Below are 21,516 nucleotides of genomic sequence, written 5' to 3' on the forward strand. Positions count from 1 at the left end.
GGTGTGATCACCGGGGCCTTTCGCTTTTTAGGGGAAGCATTTTAATCCCCATCCCGCCTTTTCTCCGCCATAGAGTTTTTTGCGGAGCACATCATAGGCCCGGTTGGGCTGGTCGGGGCGCAAAACCGATAAACCGATGGGACGGGCAACCATATCGGCTAGCTGTAGCCCTGCAGAGTTGGTCTTCTTGTCAGCAAAGCGAATAGCCAAGGGCAGTGGCTTATTAAACCAATTTGCGCCGTCACAGATGCGCCGAAACTCAAGCTCGAGCTCATCATCTTCCTTCCTGCCGCGGCACTCCACAACGATATGTGTTAGCCGATCGCCTTGTCCTTGGCTTTCCAGGAATCGATAGACCCGCTCCAGGCCAAATGCGAGGGCCAGATGATAGGGATTGTTGGGAGAGGCGTAGCGCTGGAGAAGCCGCTCTTTCTCAATCACACAGGCAACCAGGGTAAAGTCGGCTTCTTCAATGATCACAGTCAGCTCATTGAGAAACGCATTCTTCTCTTGTCGACTTCGGAAGAGCTTGAAGTCCCCAGCCTCCTTACGGATCTCATGCTCGTGCAGAATAACAAGGTCATGGCCGAAGTGACGAAACTTGAAGGCCTGGAGCGCAGGGACTACCCGCTCGCTGTAGTGTTGCTTGGCAAAAATGCAGAATGCCAGGACAAAGACAGGGTAGTTGGGGTCTAGCGACGCGAGGCCATGATCCCCGCTCTCGTCCACATACACGATGTAATCACTAAACGACATCAAGCTGCCCCATTGCCTGCGTCGTACAGTGCCTGCTCCAACTGCTGGATGGCTTGCTGATAGCCAGGTTTGCCGCCGAATGCAGTCAGGAGCTCTACGGGTGAGCCCAGTGAGCGAAAGGGATCAAGCCGCAGGATTTTGATGTCCTCAATGTGTTCAATACCGGTATCCGCATATTTTTCCAGCAAGGCTTCTAGCACCTGCCGTGCTGCACCCTGGTACTTGGTGAAATAGTTGCGCTTCTTGACCTGTTCGGCGCGCTCCTTGCGGGTAAGGGGCGGTTGGTCAAAGACGATGTGACAGATCAGATCAAACGGATCCAGTGTGGCACCGCGCTTCTTCTCGACCTCTTCCGCTAATGCTTCCCACAGGACGCCCTGGCTGGCCAGTTCATCAATGATCGCTTTCTTCTGTTCAGCGGTACTCCAGTGACGCAGGAAGTCATCGAGTGAGGCGTACTGCTTTTTAACGCAGGTACGGGTGTAGTCATGCAGAGATTCGGTAATGAGCTTACCGTCAGGCCCGTAATACATGACGCGCTCGCCAATCACTGAGATGGTAAGGTTATCAATAACGTACTTGACGCGTTTCTGTCCCTCCTCTGGCTCAGGTTCGATATCACTAGAGCCGGTGCCGCCTGCAGTAACGCCATCACCTTCCTTGGTGGTGTCTTCCGGTGGAACAGGAGGCTCGCCGCCGTCAGGGCTGTAGATCACGACAGGCTCACCATCAAAGGCCGGGTCAGCAAAGAGCTCGGTAGCCTTCTTGAAATCCATGATGGTGAACCAGAACTTGTTATGCTCCTCATTGATCCGGGTACCACGGCCAATGATCTGCTTGAACTCGGTCATCGACTTGATGTGCTGATCAAGCACCACCAGCTTGCAGGTCTGGGCATCCACCCCCGTGGTCATCAGCTTGCTGGTGGTAGCAATAACGGGATAGGGGTTCTCAGGATCAATGAAGTTGTCCAGCTCAGCCTTGCCCTCCAGCTCATCGCCGGTGATCCGCATGATGTATTTACGGTTCTTGGCTACTTGCTGGGGGTTAAGGTTAACCAGGGCCTCACGCATACGCTCAGCGTGGTTAATGTCATCGCAAAAGATGATGGTCTTTTGCATAGGGTCGGTTGCCTTGAGAAACTCCGTGACCTTCTGTGCCACCAGCTGCGTTCGGGCTTCGATAACCAGGGTGCGGTCCATGTCCTGCAGGTTATAGATCCGGTCTTCGATCAGCTGCCCATTTTTGTCGACCATGCCCTTAGGCGGACGCCACCCCTGCAGGTCTCGGTCAAAATCAATACGAACGACTTTGTAGGGGGCAAGGAAGCCATCCTCAATACCCTGCTTCAGGGTATAGCTATACACTGGCTCCCCAAAGTAAGTGATGCTGGATACTTCCTTGGTTTCCTTGGGCGTTGCGGTAAGGCCAACATGGGTCGCGTTCTTGAAGTATTCAAGGATTTCACGCCAGGCTGAATCCTCGGCGGCGCTTCCCCGGTGGCATTCATCAATCACCACCAAGTCAAAGAAGTCCGGTGAGAACTGCTTGTAGACATTGCGCTCTTCGTCGTTACCCGTCACCGCCTGATAGAGCGACAGATACACTTCATACGAGGTATCGATCTGACGCTTGCTGATCTTGGTCATCGCTTGACCGAAGGGCTTGAAATCGTTGTTCCGAGTTTGGTCAACGAGAATATTCCGGTCAGCGAGGAACAGGATCCGCTTCTTCTGTTTGGACTTCCACAACCGCCAAATAATCTGGAACGCTGTATAGGTCTTGCCGGTTCCGGTAGCCATTACCAACAGGATACGGTCCTGACCTCTGGCAACGGCCTCTACCGTACGGTTGATGGCATTGGTCTGGTAATAGCGGGGCATGCGGCCTGAGCCGTCATCGTAGTAGGGCGCTTCGACCTTCTGCTGGGCGTCGCCTTCCAGGCCTTTCCATTGGCAGTAGCGCTGCCAGAGCTCGTCAGGGCTTGGAAACTGGGCCAGGCTCAGGTGGGTTTCCTTCTGGGTACCAGTATCGCTCCGGTCGTGGAACAGGAAACCATCGCCGTTACTGCTAAATACAAAAGGTACGTCCAGCGCTTCGGCATAAGCCTGCGCTTGCTGGATGCCGTGGCCAACGGTGTGCTTGTTATCCTTGGCCTCGATAACCGCAAGGGGTAGGTTTGGCTTATGGTAAAGGATGTAATCTGCCCGCCGAGACTCGCCACGGCTATGCAGTTTACCCCGCACGATAATGCGGCCTTTGGTAAAGCTGACTTCCTCACGGACCTGCTTTTGGATATCCCATCCCGCCTGTTCAATGGCCGGCGTGATGAACTTGGTACAAATGTCCCGCTCGGATAGCTGCTTTTTATCCATGAACTCCAAAATCCTTTACTAGCCTAGGCATCCTGGAAGACAGCCTATTGCCTTTTGCCTGTACCATAGCACCCAGGCAGTCTGGCCCAGGAGTCTAACATGTCGACTCTTTTTGCCCCTTTCCTGCCGGCTTTACCCGAACCGGGTTTACCTGCACTCGGCTGCGGGCTTTCCTTGGACTTGAAGCCATTTTTGGCAAACAGCTCTAAGCTTACCTTTAAGGATAGCTTGTCATTGGGCAGGGCATCCGTTCTGGATAGCTTGTATGACTCAGCCTTGGCTGAACACTTTAGACCGAGTCGTTCTTCGACCCAGTGCGCTGCAAACAGTTTGTACTGTCTATCCTCAAAGACGTTGATGAGTGTCTCCAGACACGTCAGGTTTTTATGGGTCAGGAATTGCTCGATTGCAAAGCTTAAAGCCTCGCTATAGAGCGGAGAAAAAAGAAGCTTCTTGCTATCAATAAGCGGTTTAAGTCGGTTTTTGTTGAGTGACTCCACCAGCTTGTACGATTCCTTCATACCCCTGCCTCCTTGGCAACCCCTATGCTCGTATGTAAACCAGTAAACTACAACAGTACGAAAGCCTAAAATATTGATACTAAGTCTAAACCTATCCGCTAATTAAAATAGCAAACAAAGCGCTTTAGTCGCTTTTTCATAGCAGTTAGAGCGAGCCTGATCTAGTATCTCTCTAAATGTCTTCCATTGATGTATACGCCAGGGAGCGGACGCGATGAAGGTCAAGATCCTTCCAGCAATCTTCCTGTTTTTAGGCTCTTATTTTCCTCTGAGCGTGATCTTACTGCTTCAAGATGTCTCTGAAGCCACCTGGAAGCAATCTATTTGTTGGTCACTAGACAACTGCACTCTTCCAACATTAATGAACCCAGACCGCTCTCTACCGTTATTCATCCTTTGCTTAATTAGCCTCGCCTTCTTTACTTGGGTTTTAAAAAGTTTACCATCCGATGATGAACTCACCGTTAGAGAAGCGAAAACGGTACCTAATGACCTTATCAATTACGTTTTCCCTTACGTCGTTTCGTTTATGGGGCTTGATTTAGGAAGTAACGGTAAATTCTATGGTTTTTTAGTCTTCTTATCCTGGATGTTTCTTATAACTTATCGTTCAGGGCAAATATTGATGAATCCCCTGTTGCTAGCAATAGGTTGGCAATTACATGAGTTGGAAATAATCACATCCGGTAAAGAACGTAGTGTAATCGCGCTTGCCAAAACTAGAGTCTATCCAGGAAATACTCTCAATTCATGCGTCATTCAAGGAATTTACGTTCTTACAAAAAAGGAGTAGGCGATGGCTGCAATTGATGTGTTGAACAAGCTCCAAGGTTTAGATCTTCAAAACGCTATAGTCAGCGTTTGGGCATTCAAAAAGAGCGCTAGCAAAAATGCTAAATTCCGTGCCTTATCAGTTGTCGTAACTTCAGATTTGAAAAATGAGTTAAGCCGTATCGCTCGTCAATGCATTGATCGTTGCACTGAGATTGATGACTACAGTCTGCTCACAATGACTAATGAAAGTTCTTGTTTATACCTTGAGTCCGATGAGACCATTTTTCCTAAGCTTGAGGAGCTTGTAAGCCAACCGCCCCAAGAGCATCGCATTGAAAATCTTTCAGATCTGGAAGGAAGCTTAGGTTATCTAATTCGGCTGAGCATTGGCGAGGATACACTCTATTGCGTCTGCCGCCTGGGCAACGACTGGAAAGTCAAAAAACGCGCGCAACTCCTTAATCTTGTACTTAACCGTAACCAACTTGATCTGGCGAATGATCAGGCATTTATCATCCCCAAGCGATTCGACTTTTTTGTATTAAATAAAGATATCTTAGTTCTAAATAAAGGTAACTTTGAATCGATTTTAGAATATAAGCAAACATACGTAACTTCATTTGCCGATCTCCAAGCTGATGCAGGGTTTCAAGCCATCTTCTCAGACATAAGAATTCTTGTTGATTATGTAGGAACCAATACAATGCATTTGCGAAGAATGGCCGTAGTTCAAGAGCGGGGCTATTATAATGACGCGGTCTTCATGGAAAAGTTGCGTCAAATCAGCCAAGAGCGACAATGGAGCATAGCTTTTGATAATGAAGGTAGGATCATTCCATCAGTCGACTCGGCACGAACAATAATACAAGTATTGCTGAATCAAAGGCTGCACTCAGAATTAACTGGAGATGATTTTGATGTACCTTCGGCTAATCCTGTCGCATGATTGAAACGACGGAGCCTATATACACCCTGTGGTCTACCATAACCAATATGGATTTACCATAACGTCCGTTGCGCGTAGCCGCCCTGTAACAGCCCAATAGTTATTTGGGGCTACCCTTGTGACCTGAGTGACCGCTATCGGCCAAAAGCAGCCTGTCGTAACAAGCCTGAACCAGGCAGCTTTCTTACAGCGCTGAGTTGACTGCTCGCAGGCTAGACTCTAAAGCCAGCTGCTTACTAAATACGGCGAGACGTCGAGAGCCCTGTCCTTCGGCCAAGCCGTCTCGCTATCATGTAGCCACCTGCCATTGGTGCCTTGAGTACCGAAATGCTTGAAGGGATTCAGAATGATTAGAAGGTTCCGGCTTGAGCAAAAAGGCCACTACGAGAAGCTGGTAATTGCTCAACGTTTATCGGACATGGTGGACAAATACCTGGATGGACGCACTGCACCGTTGCTGATCGGCGCCGAGCAGGGCGGTATCGGCGAATGGGATGACGTGGTTATTTACCATGCGGATGAGCACTACGAGCACTTCCAGATCAAGCGGCAGACGACTCCCTTCAGCGATAAGCACATCGATAAAGCCGACTACATTAAGTCCTATAAGCCCAAGGGCGGCAGCAATGCGTCAGCTGTCCCGCTCGATAGCAAAATCGACTCTGAGCTTGATAAGGCCATGCAGAGCTTGTCTGTCTGGAGTCTCACTCCGCAGTCCAAGCAGCCGCCAGCCCGTGCCTTTTCACTCATCTTGCTCGGCTTGGAAGTCGTCATCAAGGGCAAATCGAGCGACTTCATCACCGCCAACCACTTGCATGAGTTTTGTCGGCTCTGCAAGCAGGACGGCCTTGATCTGGCTGCCCTATCTAGCCGCCCCGATATCCCAACGCAAAACGTCTACAAATGGTTGACAACATGGTGCGGCTTTACCGACTGGGATCATGTTCGACAAACGATGCGGACACTCACGATCCATGCCGTTGGGGGAGAAGAAAACCTTGAAGAGCGTGCGTGCGAGTCGTTAGGACGGCACTTCAATGATCCGCGGGCAACCCTTGAGAAGCTAGTGGGATACATTTCTACAAGTACCACGGATGTTAACGCCATCAGCTGTTATGCGATGGCCAACCATCTCAAAGACGCACGCCGGTCAGATGCTATGACCTGGACGCAATACCTCATGAAGCCGCTGGCTGGGTCGAGTTGGATGGTCGCCGGTACCCACAACCTAAATGGTACGACGGGCTTGCCAGTGTCCCATGCAGCTACGGAAATTGTCGGTCACCACTGGACGGCGGGCGGTAACAACAGAAAGCTGCGGCTGCACGCTACGTATTGCCCGCCGACGCCAAATACAGTGGCCCTTCCCTCCGCTATCCTTCGCTTGGCTCTGCACTTGAAAAGCGGTAGTCATTGCCTGCTTTTGGGTGAGCCGCTCTGGCGCCAAGGTGCCGGGAACGAACTGGGTAGAACGCTTGGGATCAGCGAAAGTGACCTCGATGAGCTTCCTTGGATAGACAATTCAGAAGCGCTGTCCTGTGCGTCGGGTCGCGAGCTCTCGACGATCCTGGAGGCACGAGATGAATCTTCAGCACTTCACAGGGCAATGAATGATCTTGTGTGGGAGCAGCTACAAAGCCGCATCACGACTAGATTGAACTCGGTGTCCGACACGCCATTACTTGCAGCATTGGAACCGAAGTGGCGCTCTTGGGCCGCTGAGCTTACAGCTGACGCCACTGCGCGTGATTTGTTGTTTGAGCAACTGATGTACCCTAAAACAGAAGGTCTGGACGGGAAGCACGCGCTGCGCGTCGGGCCTCGTACTGCAGATCTGATGGAAACCGCCATTTTAATGCTGCTTCTGGTGTGCGTCGCGATCGGTAATGACGACGGCAATTGGCTCGAAATCCCAGATCTAGGGGAGGTTCGCAGCATCGCGTTGAAAAACTGGTCAGGCGCATCCGGCGATAACAGCGGTGCCAGGCCTGTTGCCGATGAGCTAACGGCTGTTTTAGGGCCTTCACCGGCACCGGTAGTCATTCTTGCGGGCGTCGAAGGGTCTCCCACGAGCCTGCTCGAGTCCGGAATGGCTGATGATTTTGAAACCAGTAACAGCATGGCAGCTGAGCGACAGCCCAGGTTGCTGGTGACACGATTTGAGGTGCTCAAGTACCTGCGTACCGGGACACTCACCCAGCTACAGCGGCAATTCAAACGTCATTGGGATGCTTGGCGCGACGCGCGCGAAGCAGCAATCGAAGCTAAGGGGGAAGGGCACTTATCATGCTGACAGTGCAGGAATTGGCTAGCGCAATCATTCAGCGTGTAGAGGGTCGGTATGACGTGTGTCCCCGGGACGTAACGGAGCTTATGCTGCCTGAGGTCGAGTACGACTCGCATGTTCTTCGGCTCAAGCGCTCCTACATCGAACGGGCGGGCTGGCGGACGGTTCTGCTCATCGAGCTTCCACTAAAGGCCCTGCAGGCAGCCAACCAGTGGGCCGCCGATGTCCGAGATGTGCTGCCGGAGCCTGAGACTGCAGACCTCTATATGTTTCTGATGATCAGCGGTATCGCCAAGGATGATGCTGCTCGGATTGAGACTGATGACAGATTTTGCCGCAAGGTTGTCGTGCGCGAATCTGAAGCGGCTGGTGATTTTCTTAACCGGACATTCTTGGCGGCTTTGGATCCTGCTGGCGATGTCGAGACGCTTAGCGACCCTTTGGTGTCGGCGTTGAACACGCTGTCCAATGCGCACCCTTGGTCGGCTCCACACATCGCTGCCTGGAGAGCACAGCTTCTGACCAACAAAAACGGAGCGGATGTGGTGCGTGTCCTTACCGATTCGCTGAGTGAAAGCGAGGCTCAGTCGTGAGTAAGTTGAATTCCATCACCCTGTCGAACCTGCGTAAATTCGGGTCTGACGTCACCATTGAGCTGAGTCCTGGAGCGACTATTTTGCTCGCACCGAATGGTACGGGCAAAACAACCGTATTTGAGGCGATCGAGTTTGGTCTGACCGGGAAAATCGCACGGCTTCGTGACGACATTGCCCACATCATTCGTGATGATCAGACCGCAGCGGCAGTCAGACTGAATTTTTCTGAGCTTACCGCGACATCACGTGTCACTGCAGCGGGCAAGGTCAGCCAGGACGGAGACTTAAGCAGCGTCTTTCCTAATGTGTCCGCAAGTGACATCCCATTCTTATTACGACTAACCCACCTTTTGGATCAGAGGGAGAACGGATGGATCGTCAATGCGGAAGAAAAGGAAGCCGGATCCCAGCTGGCGAAGCTGCCGATTAGTCGCGACGGTTCTAAAGCTCGCGCCAACCTCGCAGCTGTGCGACGGTCGCTCACGGAGCAAAAAGCCCGCGCAGAAGAAGTGCTGATGGGGCATGAGGCTGATTTGAACAAGTGGAATCGTCTGCTTGAAGAGCGTGACATCGCCGCTGCTGGTGCAGTAGGTGCATTGCGTCCGCGCGATCGAATTGCGGACATTCTCTCTGACGCTGCGAACCAGACGCAAAGCTTGAGTCAGATTCCGCCTGGCTTGTTGACCGGGCCTGTGAGCCAGGAGGAGCTAACAATTGCACATTCCGCACTGTCCGAGATTTTGAAAGGAAAGGTCGAGCGGGCTCGGACGCAAATCTCAAACCTCGCCTTGGTAAATGATCTTGTTGAAAGCTACGTTGCGGCGCGGGAGCAGCTTGAAAAGCTCAATGCAGACTTCACAGTAGTGAGTGAAACGTTTGACCGCCACACAACTACAAGGGCTCAAAGCAGTGCCGCATTGCAGGAGCATAAGGCCAGTATCCACTCTGCACAGCAAGAACTCGCCAGTATCGCGCAGCAACTTGAGCGCCTAATCGGAGAAACAACTGCCAAACAGGAGATCGATCACCGTAATGATGCGTTGACGTCAGCGATTGCTGCCCTACGTGAGGCCGAAAAAGGTTCTCGCGTACTTCGCGAGCAGCATGAGTACAACCAACGTGTTCGTAACCAGCATGCTCAAATTGACGCCCAGCTTCAGGGCATTAGTCAGACCGAGCAGCGCCTGGACGCGGGTCGACTAATGCTTGCCGACTGGCAGGCCACTGAGCAGCGGATCAGCGAGGTTGTTCAGCAAATCACAGCTCTCGAAGTGCTCATCGATAAACAGAGCATCGATCGAGATGCCGAACGTTCCTCGTATGAGACGTGTAAGGTTGCGGAGGCCACTGCCCGATCACACTATGAGATGCTCAGTTCTTCCGCCGACGCAATCCGTCAGGCTGTTGCAGCCATAGCGCAACATCTTCCCGCTGACCAAGATAAATGCCCGCTTTGTCTGGAGCCGCATGGTGCAGCCAAACTTCAGTTCCGTGTGGCTCAAGCCCTTGAGGCGATCAATCCTAGTTTGACCTCAGCTGAGCAGCAATTGCGGGCTGCGGTGGAAGCGTTAACGGCCAGTGAGGTCGCGGTTGAGAAAGCGCAGCAAGCGATAGACCTCAGTCGAGGAGAGTTGGGTGTTTTGGAGTCCAGCCGCCAGGAGCTGGGACGGCAAGTTTCGCAGTTTCGTACCGACCCGATTTTGGCTAGTGACTCGCTCCCGTTGGCAAGGGAGGCGCTCAGGCAGCAACTCGATAGTATTGCTCCTGCCAAAAAGCGTTTGGCTGATCAGCGAGCGGCGTTGGACGTTCTCCCTACCCCTGAAGCCTTTGAACAAACCGAGCGAGCATTCAACTCGGCACAGCACATGCTTGACTTGGCCCGAGTTCAACAGAGCCAAGCGGCCACACGACTGGATCAAGCAGTCGCCGCACTGGCCGCGCTCACCTCTGGGGAACCGCTGGCTCGTACGCTTGAGCAACTCACTGCAGCAAAAGCTCAGCTAGAACAGCATATCAGCGATCTCAACGGTAAGGTCGGGACTGTGCAATCCTCCCTGGACACCCAACAGCATCAGTTGCTTGAGTCATCAGCCGTTGTCCAAGGGATTGAGGAAGAAATCAGAAGGGTTCAAACGCTCCTTCTTCAATTCCGGGCAAGCTGGCAAGAGCTGGAGTTGACCGGCGACCCACTTGCAGAAGCTGCGCAAGCCCGTGAAGCAACGCTGCGCGCTACGTTGACCCTCCTAGAGGGCTATGTTTCAACACTCGAAGGCATTGGGGTAGAAATTTCTGCTTGGGCCAAGTTGAATGAATCACAACTGGCCCAGCGGCTGATTGATGCTCAGCGTCTTGACCGTTCAGAAGAGGCCTTTGAAGCTTTCCTCAATGACAGCATCAACGCGGCACGATCCAGCTTCTTGCGATTGACCTTGATCTCGGACGCGATGGATTTGCTGGATGGCTCACTCAAGAAAGAAATTGAGAACGTTCAGAAGCATGTCGGCAAGGTGGTACCCCGCTGGCAGGCGCTGCTGAAACGAGTTGTGCGGGAGTCCAGGTTCCATGAGGCAAACCTGAAGTTCTTCAGCTCTTATAACAAGGATCGTGCCGGCGTTTCTGTACCGCTTGGCGATAAAGCGGTACCAGTACATGATATCGCGAGTGAGGCACAGTTGACGGATCTTCAACTGACCTTCCTACTCTCAATGGCCATGAGTCATCCGTGGTCTCCTTGGAAAGCACTGTTGTTGGACGACCCGACTCAGCACCACGACCTGGTGCATGCCTCTGCGGTTTTCGATTTGCTGCGTGACTACATCGTTGATCATGGTTTTCAGGTCGTGATCGCTACCCATGATGCTCTGCAGGCGCGTTACTTCCTGCGCAAGCTGCAAAACGATGGGATTGAGGCGAAGATTTGGACGCTCGTGCCGACTGAAAATGGTGTCACTGCGCAAGAAGGGGGCTGGAAACCGCGCATTCAATAATGCAGATATATTTCGGGCGTCGATTTTAGTGCAAGCTGAGCGCGAGCCAAGCCCTAACGGAGGTTTGGTTTCGCGCAGCGGTAGATACGCATCTATAGATTCGCCATCTTGGGGCCGAAAACAGCTCTTGGGGAATGACCGCTTTTGGCCGATAGCTGCCACTTAGGGCCTTGTAGTCATTAGGGTGTACTCCAGCGACTACACCTAAAATGGGTCATTCAGATGTAGCGATAAATAGGCAAAGCGACTTATACGGCTACACCTCTAAATCGCTACGTCTAATGACTATACCAGCGATGGCATAGACCTCAGTCAAAAAGTTAAAACACTGCAGGGTTTTGCAGGGTTTGCCTGTGCCTGAAAACGCCGCGCAGGCCCGCTGTGGGACGCGTAGAGCCCTGTGCAGGGGTGCAGAAAAAACGACCTATTTATCCCGCAGGCGTGGTGGGGGGACGACTGCGCGCGCCAGGTGCTGAGCTACAGTCGTTATTAGGTTTGTTACGTACGGCTGGACGGCAATGACCCTGTTAACCATCAGCTATCTGTACTTTATTTTTTCTATCAATGATTCATACGAGGCGCTGCTTAATGCCCCGCAGTCACGCCAGATTTCTAAATGCTCCTGAACAGTAGGAGTCATTCCGGCAGGGTCCTTTGCCCAACGCTCAAAAAGAGCAGTTGTAATGTCTCGTAGTAGATAACCGTCATTAATAGGAGCTCGTGCAGAATCCAATGCATCACCTACTACCAAAGCGATATAGCCTGCTTTTGGGGCACGTCTTAAAAGCACAGCTAACAAATCCTGTTGCCGGTCCGTCATGGGTAAGGGCATGTCTTTCACCAGATACTGCAGCTAGGAATGTTTACCCTAGGGCTCAATTTAGGACGTAAATAGCTGCCGCGGAAAACTTCATATAAATATGACTCACTGTTTCTTACAGGCAACAAAAAACCCGCCGAAGCGGGTTCTTGTTGATCATACTCAACGTCCTGTCGAGCTGCCATCCAGGCGATGATCAATCATCCTTGATCTCTCTGAGCACATCCTGTGCTGCAGTTGATAGGTGTAGATTACGGGCTTTACTGAGGGTGCAATAGAGCAGCTTGCCGCTATACCGTGTAAGCCTTTAGCTATCCGTGCGATTCTCACTAAGAAAAGCTTGACCTGAGTAAGCTAGTCTTTCTATGGCTTCAACTCCAGCCAACATCTTTGCTACGGCGGATGAGTTAGCCGAGTGGACATGAATCTTGGGTGGAATGAATCCATTTAGTGCTACAGCTTCTTCGATCCATAAGATGACGTCATAGCCGGTACCGTGGACATCGTCTCCCAGGTCGTGGTCGAGACTGACTTCTGTTACATAGCCATTTTGTAGATGACTGATAACCTCTTCGGGCCAATATGCTCGGTGCCACCCATCAGGCGTAGCACGCTCATCATCCAGGTAAATTTTCATTGGTAGGCCTCGTGATCGATGAGCTCTGAAAAGATTGAAAGCAGATTAGTCATCCAACCCAGTTACAGTTTCTTTCACCCTGATCGATATCATAATGAAATCATTTAAACAGTCAGCTTACGCTTTCTATTTTGATATCAGGGATAAAGATGTCTTCAGTACCTCATGACGCCTCTTACGACGCACAGCTAGAAGCGATTGATCATTTTGTTCTCTATCCAAGCCTTCTACCCTGGATTGGTAAAAACTACCGTGATGCCAACTCTAAGCTACTTGTCATTGGGGAAAGCCATTACCTTAAGGATGGCAGCACGTATCATCTGGATCCAATAGCTTGGTATGCCGGCGTTGACCTTACTAATGTTTTTGAAGAAGACTTAAATTGGTTTAGAACGAGAGGCACCGTTTCTAACTGTATCGCGACGAATTGGAAACGTAAGTCGAAAGCGATTTATCGCAACATTGCCAAAGCGTTAGAGACAAAAGGGATAGGGCACGGATGTGCTGATGGGCCTTTTGGTGAAATCGCTTATATGAATTATTTCCAGCGTCCCGCTCAGATTACTGGTGATTCGATACGGGTAGCCCCGCTTGATGTCATACGCAGCGCAGAGGTTGTTGCCCAGGTAGTATCAGTCCTTAAACCAGACTTAGCCATCTTCTGCACCTCGCTAGGTTGGAAGGCAGCGAGATCGGCTGACCTGGATGATGTTTTGCGTTCCCATGGGGTAACGGTTAAATCAACCGTTCATCCATCTTCCGCATGGTGGAATCGTCCACGTCGGAACGGGAAAAATGGCCTCGATACTTTTCTTGCGGCTATTAGCGATAGACCTAGCCTCAGCACCTCACTTTCTAGAGAGCTGGCTTAAGCTTCTACATAAGCGTGGCGGTACGTACCTGTGCCGCCCTGCCTATTTAACTCAATACGCATTATGCGAAACACCTTTGCCATATGTGTTAAGTGTTAGCGGGGAACTTCTGGATTGGCTTTTTGAGGAAACCAAAAGCCGTCAAAGTTGTTTTTTTACATCCAAGCGCGATAAATGAAGCCTTAAAAGACAAACGAGAAGCCATCAAACTGGCTCGTCATTTAGAGACGGGTTGTCAGTAGATGGCTTTTGAGTTTCGTTAGGAAATATCGCGACGGGAAATTAACACCGTAACGACAAACGCTGTGAACAGATGCAAGTACTCCCACTACATTATCAATTTACAGTTTTCAACTAACTCGGCAGAACGCCAGCCCCTGATATCCTACTGGAGCATTAATGGCCGGCAACTCCAAACGTTCGTCACGCATGAACTCCAGTTGCAGCATATTGCCATGAATAATTTCATGTGCGCCGACTGCCTGCCGAGCCATACCTAATAGGCGACTGTAGCCCTCGTGATTATCACCGGATCGCACTAGCGATGACGGATCAGCAAGATGTTGCTGCAGCTGCCTGCCGAAATCTCCATGTAACGCCTTGAAATCACTGGCCACCTTTGCAGCGAGAGGCACTTCCCCTAAACGGGCAAGAACCTGCATTCGTCCCTGAGCAGACATAACCCAGCCACGGTAGGCCGCGCCCAATTCAGCAGCTTGGACGCACTCTAGACCCTGGCCCTGAACCTGCCGGATCAGTCCCGAAAAATAGCTTTGCCCTTCGGCCAGCCGGTCGCTGGCAATGAGTAGTTGTTGTTGCATCAAGCTAGTATTGCAGTACAGTTCTGCATCGCGCAGATGCTGCAATGCAGCATCTAGCGGGGCCAAGCGCTCGATCATCTGCTTGGCATTAAGCCACTCTACTCCACGGCGGATACTATCAAGCTTACCATCCAGGTGTTTGAGCTGATTTTCAATACCTTGCAGCTTATAAAGTGTCAGTGCAAAACCAGCGACGCTCACTGCCAGGTTGGCAACCTGCAGCCCCATTAAAATCTGTTGATGGACGCCAAGCAGTTGCAATTGATCAGCCTGCTCACGCAATAACTGGATCTGCTCCGATCCCTGTTCTAGCAACTGCTCGGCTGTATCGCGCTCCAGCAACACGCCTTCTTGTAGCCACATGACGATCTGCTTATCGCTCACCTTACGGATCACACCGCCAACTCGTTCAAGTACTCCATTCTTCAGCCCCTCGACAATCGTTTCGGGCACATCGAAGATTACATTTAGCTCAGCCATCAAATTTGCCTTCCATAAACTGAGTAGCTGCCAACGCTCGGGTCTTTAAACGCAACATGGAGATATGTAGCACGCAAGGAATGGTGACACGATAAGCCGGCCCTGCAAGATCGACAGCCGTCCACACGCCAGCGATTACCCAACCAACAGGCCCAGCCAACGCTGCAACAACTCGCCCGCCAGCAAAAGTGCCACCTGCAACTACTGCACTGCGCAAACCATGTCCTAGCAACTGGGTCGCCATAGAATTAACAATCACTGTCGAAGTCTGAAAAAGGATCATCCGTGCCACTGCTGGCACAACTAGAGCGGAAAGTGATGAGCCGTTTAGTAGAGCCATCATCTTCGTGCTGTCGAGACCCGCTTCGCGCAAAATCTCCTCAAGGGCACGGCGATCTTCACCGGACGACTTTTTCAATGCCTGTCTCAGGATGGATTGCACCAAAGCCTCTTCCAGCTCGATCAGCTCTAACGCGGAAGTATTCTTGACCTTGAACTTGCCAGCGACATCTCGGACTAACTCGGTGTAGGAAGGTCCGCTCTTGCGCCACACATTGGCGAAACTATTGCCGCCAAACAAACGTAGCTCATCGAAAATCTCGCTAGCATAATGCCGGTGGTCAGGATGCCAGCGCTTAAAGCCCACACTGTTAGAAAGAGACTCGGTCTTAGCTTTGAGGATGTACTCGACAAGGAGCTCCAAGTCCTCATTGCTAGCTTGTTGCAACAGCTGTCGGGTATTACTGTAATCAATGTCGCTCATTGCGACAACTCCTTGTAGTACTGAGTGGAAGAGTCAAGCTTCCCTTTAAGCAGCCTTGCTTTCGACCAAGCTTGAATAGGACAACCTATGACCCGATGATTAAATTCCAACGCCGCAGAAGGTATCGTCTTGGTAGAATTCAACTTTAATTCTTCGCATGTTTACGCCCCGTGGGAGGCGTTTCAGGTCATGGATGCTTCCGAACGGTCTTAGGCTATGTCCAGCTTGAATATCAGACATCGCCAGTGCCCTGCCTCTTACTAGAATTTCCTGCTCCGACCACTTTTATGGCCATGCAAGTCACGGCTGAGGTTAAGCTTGCTTCACTTTAAGAGCTTCGGCCTTTTGATTGACCAAGCGGAGTTGGTTAATGCATGCCGGGGGTAGGGGCTTTGGGCCTAATTAAACTCAAGAGATGGTCAAGTTGCCTGTCAGGTCAACTATAACCACGTCCCCAAGGCTCCATACATCTGGTCAAGCCGTATCGGCTCCATGCTGGCTCAAGCGCCTAGCTCTTTACGTTCAGTGTCGATATAGGAACTACTGCACAATCAGGTCCGCTAAACTGTATTGCTTGCGGGCCGTTGAGCTCTTCAACTGGCCGGGGTTCGACGGTTATAAGCAGCTCCTTATTCGTCACGGCATGAATACTGCCGGGCTACAGCCGAAACGTTCACACAGTGCCTTGATCTGGCGGACGTTCAGTTCACGCTTGCCGCTTAGGATCTCGGAAACAACTGACTGGGTACCTACTTCCGGCAAGTCACTCTGACGCAACTTGTGCTGTTCCATCAGGAAAGCCAGCATTCCCTTGGGATCGGAAGGTTCATCGGGGTAGGTTTCTGCGTCATAGGCTTCCAGTAAATCCGCCATCCGCAGCAGAAGGCTTTTCAGCGGGTGATTCTCATCCCTGCCAATGATTTCCAGCAGTTCGTCCACGGACTCAGCCATGATCCGATATTCGTCGTCATTTTTGGGCTTTTGCAGCAGTGGTGCTACAAAGTCCCAATGTTCAATAGCTTGTTTTAGTAGTGCGCTCATAATCAGATCCTTCAGGTTAGCGTTTTGGCGTCTTGCCAGCTCTGGCATACCCTTACTACGTCTTTTTCCAGTTACCGGCGTCGTATTCCTTGTGATCTAACACGTGTTTGATAAACAGTAGCTGGCACTCAAAATCTACCTTGGCAATGATGCGAATCTTGTTACCGCCGATATCGAAAATATGCAGATCGATGTTCTTACCTTTAAACAGGTCCAGTGCGGGATTGGCCTGCTTTAGCGCCGCAAAGTCCTTGAAGTGACTTTTCTTAATCAGCTCTCGCCATTTCTCCAATGCGTTGGCTGCATGCGGCCACTTTTCCTTCGCCTCCCGAATATGGGCTTCACTGATGATCCGCATCCCTTATCCCGTATAGCAATTTGCGATAAACAAAGGATAGGACATTACTAGATTTATCGCAACATGCGATATTTAGGTTGTTGATCTATTTTTGAAGCGCCTGGCCTGAGTCCGAAACGACAACAGACTTGCTAAAAGGACCGCTATATGGGGCTCTAGGGGATATTCTTTCATATACAGTTATATACAGATAATGCGTGATAAAAGTACTCACGTTGCCGGTAATCAAATTTGCCGCTACGTCATCCAGATGGTTTATACACGCTGCCCTTAACGGGCCCGTACGTCCCCTCTGCCTGCACGTTCTTGCAGCTGCTATTCATGGTTACGTCACCCGGTAACAGCTTGTCATTTCTGATTTCCACCTGGAAAAGACAAGACAGCCTAGCAAATCGATTTTTCAGACAGAACGTAGGGTCATGATCTATTCGAGAGGCTTAAGGAGAGCGCCAACGTGGCGCTCTTTATTTCAGATGAGCCACTTCTTTAATAGCTCTCCATTCTCAACATAGATTTGTTGAGCAACAGCGTTTGCTGCAACGCTATCGGTGCTTAACTGGTAGCGTTTGAGTACATAAGGCACCAGCGCACCGCGGGTTGGAATGACGAGCCGGCCCTTTTCCATGCCAAAGTCGGCTGCGATAATCTCCTTTTGCTCATCGCTTAAGCGGGTGTCTGGAGCAAGGATCACCTCAAGCTCGGTATTCCAGCCCTCATCCTCGCTCTGGCCATGGGTGGTGGGGTCCATTAGATCCGGCTCACCGCGAAAGCGACTCAGTACGAAGTCCCGGTAGCCCTTGTTCTTTTCACAGTAGGCCCGGACGTGCCAGCGTAGCCCATCATAGACTAGAGTGTGGGGCGCCATGACCCGGATTTCTCGGGTTGGAGTCGACATCGAGACGTACTCGGTTTCTAATCGCAGCCCTTCCCGGCAGGCCTTGAGGATGGGCCGGAGCACTTCGGGCCTAATGGTCCGATCAGGTACGTCCAGTAGCTCAATGTGAGAATAGGCAACCGCCAGACCGCTGATATGTGCCGCCTTTTCACGGTTCTGATTGATCATGTGCAGGTAAGCCCCAGCACTGCCATCAATAAACCGTGGCCTGAACGTAGCCGAAGGCTTGTAGCCCTTTAGGTATCGGTCATATGTAAGGTTATTGGGCGCATGCTCGGTGAGGTAGGTATTAATATCTTTTGAGGCCTGCTGGCGACTGATGCCAAAACTCTGCATCAGGTGTCCTGTGGTCAGGCGTCCCTCCCACCAGGCAATGGTTTCGATCAGTCGATACCGCAGGGCCAGATCCCAGCGAATCTGGTCCAAGGACTGCTGCCTTTTCATGTCTTCCTCATCTGTACGAATTGTTTACCTGTACACGTCTACACGGTAGACGTGTCGTCTCAGGATACATATCGTTTGACTTACCGAATAGTCAGGAAGCAACAATCTTGAGCAGTACATTGATGCAGAGAAGCAAGGACGCCTATGGCACTGGCAACCTTTTTATTGCGTTTGCCCAAGCAGTAGCCGCATATAACAGAGGTGAGCAGAATCTTGCTCAAGCCATGGGTACCGCTGCGCTGGTGATGGAAAACGGCGGTGATGAAGAACAGGTCATCGCTGCCCTACTTCTAGGCCATGTCCACGGGCATCAGCCCACTCATGTCTCGCGTATTCATCGTCAGTTTGGCGGCCGCGTGCTGCGCATCGTATTGGAATGCGGTTTGCTCATGCCAAAGCAAGGCTATCTTGAGCCAGTGGACTCAGGCCTACTTATGGACCACCTAGCCGAGATGCAGCACGACTCCCTATTGGTCAGTGTTTGCTCGGCCATTGACGGCGCGAACCGCTTGTTACGTGCCCTTCATGCGGGCGATGCACGTTATAGGAGTGCCCATCACAGGCTGACCGCGGTCAGTTATTACGAGTCGCTTATCTGGGGTTTCTCAAAATACCCCCTGATACCGTACAAGGCCCTTAAGGATGTTGTCACGCGGGTAATGCTTAAAGCAGGCTAATAGCTAGAGCAAGTATAATTGCCTTTAGGCATTAAACACGCTTTGCCAATCAGTGCTATTACTTGAATAAAAATTGCAGGTTAGCCATGGGCCGGTCCATAAGGCACTGGTCATTTTGTTTTCTGTTCTCGAGAAGGCACGCCTTATTCATATCGCAACATCAATAACAGGATCTGGTTTCCTCTGCTTCGCCACTTAGGATTGCGTGAGCGGCGCCCTTATCAGACTCGCCATACAGCCGCGACCCTATGGCTGGCTGCGGGTGAAAAGCCGGGGTGGATCGCTCGGCAGATGGGTCCCCGACTACCGAGATGCTGCTCCGCGTCTACTCGCGCTACATGCCCAAGCTGACCCGACTTGATGGAGGCGCCTTCGACAATCTGATTCAGGCCAATCTCAAGGGGTTCTACCCCGTTAATCTGTATTTACCTTGTTTGCCTCTGTGGCCTGCCTCAATCCATTAACTCGGCTTGGATATAGGGCACATGGTAAAATGCTCGCTTTGCCCGGAAGACAAGATGCGCTTTACCATTCCATTAGCTCTTATATTGATTGCCGTAGTGCTCCTGCCATGGCTTTTAATTGAGAGTATTCCCAGCGCTGCGGCCTATAACACTTGGGTAGTAGCACTTTCAATTTTTAGTGGCCTGTTTATTTTCTTTTTATGCATAAAGGCTTGGTTTACAAAAAAGACGAGTAGCACAAGTTCCCTAGAGAAAAGGGCTCGCCGCATAGCTGAAGAGGCTAACAGGCGGAACCGTCAGAATTGATCAGGCTATTCCTGTTTTCTGAGGGTTTGTTTAGCTCATGCTTCATACCCCCCTATGGGAGCTGTATGAGTGGCACTTAATCGAGCATGCAACCGATCCGCATAGGCCCGGGCCTGCGCTTCAGTTGAAAATGCCACTTTCATATGATTGAGTCTGACAACCCAGTCAGCTTCAAGAAAGCGCTTTTCTATTGTTATACCCATCTCTCTCCTCGTACACCCAGCCTAGCAAACGGAAAAGCACTGCCTTCTGGTCAAGGTGATTGATACAGACGCGCGGCTGACAAGTTTGCCTTATCCATCCAACCATCTCCGCTCTTAATGTTTTGTTAAAATAGCAGACCTGCCAAAAAGGCAAACTTTAACGAACCAATGGTGGCGTCTTGACTCAGACCTAGAGCAAGCGAAGCCGCAGCCAGGCGTGCATGAGGCTGTTGCTTTACCCGTACACCGGCCACAGGCGTACCTTTTGTTATGGATCAAACAACCCAGCCCCTTGATCTTTCCCAGTGTGATAAAGAGCCAATTCATATTCCTGGATCAGTTCAACCACACGGTGTTTTGCTGGCAGTTGACCCTCACACGCAGGTTATCCAACAGGTAGCCGGTGATACCTTAGCCTTCTTATCCAAGGCCCCTGATGATTTGCTGGGGCAGGCTGTCGCTACGGTTCTGGGGGCTAAAGCCGCCGCCTCTCTTTCACTGGTTGAGCCTGACCAAGCTGAGCCCGTGTATTTAGAGCCGCTAACAAAACCCCCTTGAATCTAAGCTTGGCTATGTCCACGATAGAGGCATGAGACATCGCAAAGAGATTACGGCTGCGCTGTGGAAGCGCATCAAGCCGCTATTACCAGAGCATAAACTCTCACCCAAAGGCGGTCGTCCTCGCCTGGAGGATGAGCTCGCCCTTAATGGCATCGTATTTGTCCTGCGTACCGGCATTCCCTGGGAAGATCTACCCCAGGAACTTGGCTATGGCAGCGGTATGACCTGCTGGAGGCGTCTTAAGCAATGGCAAGCGTGCGGTGTCTGGCACCGCTTGCATCGTGTCTTGCTCGAAGAGCTGCGCGACGCCGATTGTTTGGATCTGAGCCGGGCCAGCGTGGATGCTGCCAGCGTATCCAGCCCCCGGGGGGCCTATGCACCGGCCCAAACCCGACAGATCGAGGCAAACTTGACAGCAAGCGGCACCTGATTACCGACCGTAACGGTGTGCCGCTTGCCTTCTATGTCAGCGGAGCTAATCGACATGACTCGATTATGTTCGAGCCGCTGGTTGATGCCTTACCTACACCTAGAGACAAACCCAGTAGAGCCAGGCGTTGGCCTGAGAAGCTACACGCTGACAAAGCGTATGACATAGAGCGCTGCCACAGATATCTGCGCACGCGAGGGATCGCTGATCGAATCGCCCGTAAAGGGGTAGATAGCAAGGAACGACTTGGCCAGCATCGCTGGGTGGTGGAGCGTACCCATGCCTGGTTGGCCGGTATGGGCAAGCTGCGTATCCGTTTTGAGCGCAGGTTAGATACTCACCGAGCCCTGTTATCGCTGGCGTGTAGCATCATCTGTCTACGGTCATTAGAGAGGTTTTGTTAGCGGCTCTTAGAGGGTGTAGACAAAACAAAACCTTTCAAGCCAGTCTATTGAGCAAGATACGCGCATTGGCCAGCCATACCCAGGCTGCAGCGACCGAG

Annotated in this window: 19 protein-coding genes and 1 pseudogene; 10 read left to right on the forward strand and 10 right to left on the reverse strand. The window is 51.4% G+C overall.

Annotated elements, in window-relative coordinates; all coding sequences use genetic code 11:
• Positions 1-27: 27 nt before the first annotated feature.
• The 3 genes from HMPREF1487_RS25735 to HMPREF1487_RS25745 are packed head-to-tail and all read right to left on the reverse strand — an operon-like array spanning position 28 to position 3,652.
• Entirely contained in the window at positions 28-756 is a 729-nt protein-coding gene (locus tag HMPREF1487_RS25735; RefSeq protein WP_010799735.1) for a DUF3800 domain-containing protein, read from the reverse strand.
• A complete protein-coding gene (gene hsdR / locus HMPREF1487_RS25740) occupies positions 756-3,131 on the reverse strand; it encodes an EcoAI/FtnUII family type I restriction enzme subunit R (protein ID WP_010799736.1) in 2,376 nt (791 codons plus the stop codon). Before hsdR ends, HMPREF1487_RS25735 begins: the two co-directional genes overlap by 1 nt.
• A gap of 44 nt (positions 3,132-3,175) precedes the next feature.
• On the reverse strand, positions 3,176-3,652 hold the full coding sequence (locus HMPREF1487_RS25745) for a hypothetical protein (RefSeq protein ID WP_010799737.1): 477 nt from the start codon (positions 3,650-3,652) through the stop codon (positions 3,176-3,178).
• Positions 3,653-3,866: 214 nt separating this feature from the next.
• On the opposite strand from HMPREF1487_RS25745, the gene HMPREF1487_RS27630 reads away from it, so the two are divergent.
• From HMPREF1487_RS27630 to HMPREF1487_RS25770, 5 genes are all read left to right on the forward strand, one after another.
• On the forward strand, positions 3,867-4,445 hold the full coding sequence (locus HMPREF1487_RS27630; protein ID WP_010799738.1) for a hypothetical protein: 579 nt from the start codon (positions 3,867-3,869) through the stop codon (positions 4,443-4,445).
• Between the two features lie 3 nt (positions 4,446-4,448).
• On the forward strand, positions 4,449-5,372 hold the full coding sequence (locus tag HMPREF1487_RS25755) for a Kiwa anti-phage protein KwaB-like domain-containing protein (protein ID WP_010799739.1): 924 nt from the start codon (positions 4,449-4,451) through the stop codon (positions 5,370-5,372).
• A gap of 346 nt (positions 5,373-5,718) precedes the next feature.
• Positions 5,719-7,665, forward strand: coding sequence for an ABC-three component system protein (locus tag HMPREF1487_RS25760; protein ID WP_010799740.1), 1,947 nt, complete (start codon positions 5,719-5,721; stop codon positions 7,663-7,665).
• The gene (locus HMPREF1487_RS25765; protein ID WP_010799741.1) at positions 7,659-8,252 is read left to right on the forward strand and encodes an ABC-three component system middle component 1; all 594 of its coding nucleotides are present in this window, start codon (positions 7,659-7,661) and stop codon (positions 8,250-8,252) included. Before HMPREF1487_RS25760 ends, HMPREF1487_RS25765 begins: the two co-directional genes overlap by 7 nt.
• Complete coding sequence (locus HMPREF1487_RS25770) at positions 8,249-11,242, forward strand: AAA family ATPase (RefSeq protein ID WP_010799742.1); 2,994 nt, start codon at positions 8,249-8,251, stop codon at positions 11,240-11,242. Before HMPREF1487_RS25765 ends, HMPREF1487_RS25770 begins: the two co-directional genes overlap by 4 nt.
• Before the next feature lie 538 nt (positions 11,243-11,780).
• Here HMPREF1487_RS25770 and HMPREF1487_RS27635 read toward each other — a convergent pair.
• Together HMPREF1487_RS27635 and HMPREF1487_RS25775 are read right to left on the reverse strand one after the other, a co-directional pair.
• Complete coding sequence (locus tag HMPREF1487_RS27635; RefSeq protein ID WP_177325237.1) at positions 11,781-12,074, reverse strand: hypothetical protein; 294 nt, start codon at positions 12,072-12,074, stop codon at positions 11,781-11,783.
• 295 nt (positions 12,075-12,369) lie between these two features.
• A complete protein-coding gene (locus HMPREF1487_RS25775; protein ID WP_010799744.1) occupies positions 12,370-12,699 on the reverse strand; it encodes a cyclic-phosphate processing receiver domain-containing protein in 330 nt (109 codons plus the stop codon).
• A 149-nt stretch (positions 12,700-12,848) separates the two neighbouring features.
• Here HMPREF1487_RS25775 and HMPREF1487_RS25780 point away from each other — a divergent pair, with 149 nt between their 5' ends.
• Complete coding sequence (locus HMPREF1487_RS25780; RefSeq protein WP_010799745.1) at positions 12,849-13,571, forward strand: hypothetical protein; 723 nt, start codon at positions 12,849-12,851, stop codon at positions 13,569-13,571.
• Between the two features lie 350 nt (positions 13,572-13,921).
• Here the strand turns inward: HMPREF1487_RS25780 and HMPREF1487_RS25785 are convergent, their stop codons facing one another.
• From HMPREF1487_RS25785 to HMPREF1487_RS25805, 5 genes are all read right to left on the reverse strand, one after another.
• Positions 13,922-14,872: a hypothetical protein gene (locus HMPREF1487_RS25785; RefSeq protein ID WP_010799746.1), complete on the reverse strand. Its 951-nt coding sequence runs from the start codon at positions 14,870-14,872 to the stop codon at positions 13,922-13,924.
• Positions 14,865-15,635, reverse strand: coding sequence for a ubiquinol-cytochrome C chaperone family protein (locus HMPREF1487_RS25790; protein WP_010799747.1), 771 nt, complete (start codon positions 15,633-15,635; stop codon positions 14,865-14,867). Before HMPREF1487_RS25790 ends, HMPREF1487_RS25785 begins: the two co-directional genes overlap by 8 nt.
• A 636-nt stretch (positions 15,636-16,271) precedes the next feature.
• Positions 16,272-16,676: a helix-turn-helix domain-containing protein gene (locus HMPREF1487_RS25795; RefSeq protein ID WP_010799748.1), complete on the reverse strand. Its 405-nt coding sequence runs from the start codon at positions 16,674-16,676 to the stop codon at positions 16,272-16,274.
• 55 nt (positions 16,677-16,731) lie between these two features.
• Positions 16,732-17,034 (reverse strand): type II toxin-antitoxin system HigB family toxin, encoded by a 303-nt coding sequence (locus HMPREF1487_RS25800; protein ID WP_010799749.1) that lies wholly within the window; start codon positions 17,032-17,034, stop codon positions 16,732-16,734.
• Between the two features lie 469 nt (positions 17,035-17,503).
• Positions 17,504-18,373, reverse strand: coding sequence for a BrxR family helix-turn-helix transcriptional regulator (locus HMPREF1487_RS25805; protein ID WP_010799750.1), 870 nt, complete (start codon positions 18,371-18,373; stop codon positions 17,504-17,506).
• Between the two features lie 107 nt (positions 18,374-18,480).
• Here HMPREF1487_RS25805 and HMPREF1487_RS26570 point away from each other — a divergent pair, with 107 nt between their 5' ends.
• The 4 genes and pseudogenes from HMPREF1487_RS26570 (at position 18,481) to HMPREF1487_RS27140 (ending at position 21,418) form a co-directional block, all read left to right on the forward strand.
• Positions 18,481-19,050, forward strand: coding sequence for an HD domain-containing protein (locus tag HMPREF1487_RS26570; RefSeq protein ID WP_154982433.1), 570 nt, complete (start codon positions 18,481-18,483; stop codon positions 19,048-19,050).
• 102 nt (positions 19,051-19,152) lie between these two features.
• Positions 19,153-19,514, forward strand: a pseudogene (locus HMPREF1487_RS28215) (hypothetical protein); the annotation flags it as partial.
• 779 nt (positions 19,515-20,293) lie between these two features.
• Positions 20,294-20,581, forward strand: a complete 288-nt coding sequence (locus HMPREF1487_RS25820) for a phytochrome family protein (RefSeq protein ID WP_010799754.1) — start codon at positions 20,294-20,296, stop codon at positions 20,579-20,581.
• Between the two features lie 31 nt (positions 20,582-20,612).
• Positions 20,613-21,418, forward strand: a protein-coding gene (locus HMPREF1487_RS27140) for an IS5 family transposase (protein ID WP_154982434.1) whose coding sequence is annotated in 2 segments (ribosomal slippage) — positions 20,613-20,943 and positions 20,943-21,418 — 807 coding nt in all. Because the reading frame shifts where the segments join, the coding sequence is not laid out codon by codon here.
• Positions 21,419-21,516: the final 98 nt, after the last annotated feature.

It is taken from the genome of Pseudomonas sp. HPB0071, from assembly GCF_000478505.2.
Lineage (GTDB): Bacteria > Pseudomonadota > Gammaproteobacteria > Pseudomonadales > Pseudomonadaceae > Chryseomonas > Chryseomonas luteola.

Coding starts and splice junctions, on each gene's coding strand:
- HMPREF1487_RS25785 (WP_010799746.1), bottom strand. CDS start 14,872: ATGGCTGAGCTAAATGTAATCTTCGATGTGCCCGAAACGATTGTCGAG.
- HMPREF1487_RS25820 (WP_010799754.1), top strand. CDS start 20,294: ATGGATCAAACAACCCAGCCCCTTGATCTTTCCCAGTGTGATAAAGAG.
- HMPREF1487_RS25800 (WP_010799749.1), bottom strand. CDS start 17,034: ATGCGGATCATCAGTGAAGCCCATATTCGGGAGGCGAAGGAAAAGTGG.
- HMPREF1487_RS25775 (WP_010799744.1), bottom strand. CDS start 12,699: ATGAAAATTTACCTGGATGATGAGCGTGCTACGCCTGATGGGTGGCAC.
- HMPREF1487_RS25755 (WP_010799739.1), top strand. CDS start 4,449: ATGGCTGCAATTGATGTGTTGAACAAGCTCCAAGGTTTAGATCTTCAA.
- HMPREF1487_RS27635 (WP_177325237.1), bottom strand. CDS start 12,074: ATGCCCTTACCCATGACGGACCGGCAACAGGATTTGTTAGCTGTGCTT.
- HMPREF1487_RS25745 (WP_010799737.1), bottom strand. CDS start 3,652: ATGAAGGAATCGTACAAGCTGGTGGAGTCACTCAACAAAAACCGACTT.
- HMPREF1487_RS27630 (WP_010799738.1), top strand. CDS start 3,867: ATGAAGGTCAAGATCCTTCCAGCAATCTTCCTGTTTTTAGGCTCTTAT.
- HMPREF1487_RS25760 (WP_010799740.1), top strand. CDS start 5,719: ATGATTAGAAGGTTCCGGCTTGAGCAAAAAGGCCACTACGAGAAGCTG.
- HMPREF1487_RS25790 (WP_010799747.1), bottom strand. CDS start 15,635: ATGAGCGACATTGATTACAGTAATACCCGACAGCTGTTGCAACAAGCT.
- HMPREF1487_RS25735 (WP_010799735.1), bottom strand. CDS start 756: ATGTCGTTTAGTGATTACATCGTGTATGTGGACGAGAGCGGGGATCAT.
- HMPREF1487_RS25795 (WP_010799748.1), bottom strand. CDS start 16,676: ATGAGCGCACTACTAAAACAAGCTATTGAACATTGGGACTTTGTAGCA.
- HMPREF1487_RS25805 (WP_010799750.1), bottom strand. CDS start 18,373: ATGAAAAGGCAGCAGTCCTTGGACCAGATTCGCTGGGATCTGGCCCTG.
- HMPREF1487_RS25780 (WP_010799745.1), top strand. CDS start 12,849: ATGTCTTCAGTACCTCATGACGCCTCTTACGACGCACAGCTAGAAGCG.
- hsdR (WP_010799736.1), bottom strand. CDS start 3,131: ATGGATAAAAAGCAGCTATCCGAGCGGGACATTTGTACCAAGTTCATC.
- HMPREF1487_RS25765 (WP_010799741.1), top strand. CDS start 7,659: ATGCTGACAGTGCAGGAATTGGCTAGCGCAATCATTCAGCGTGTAGAG.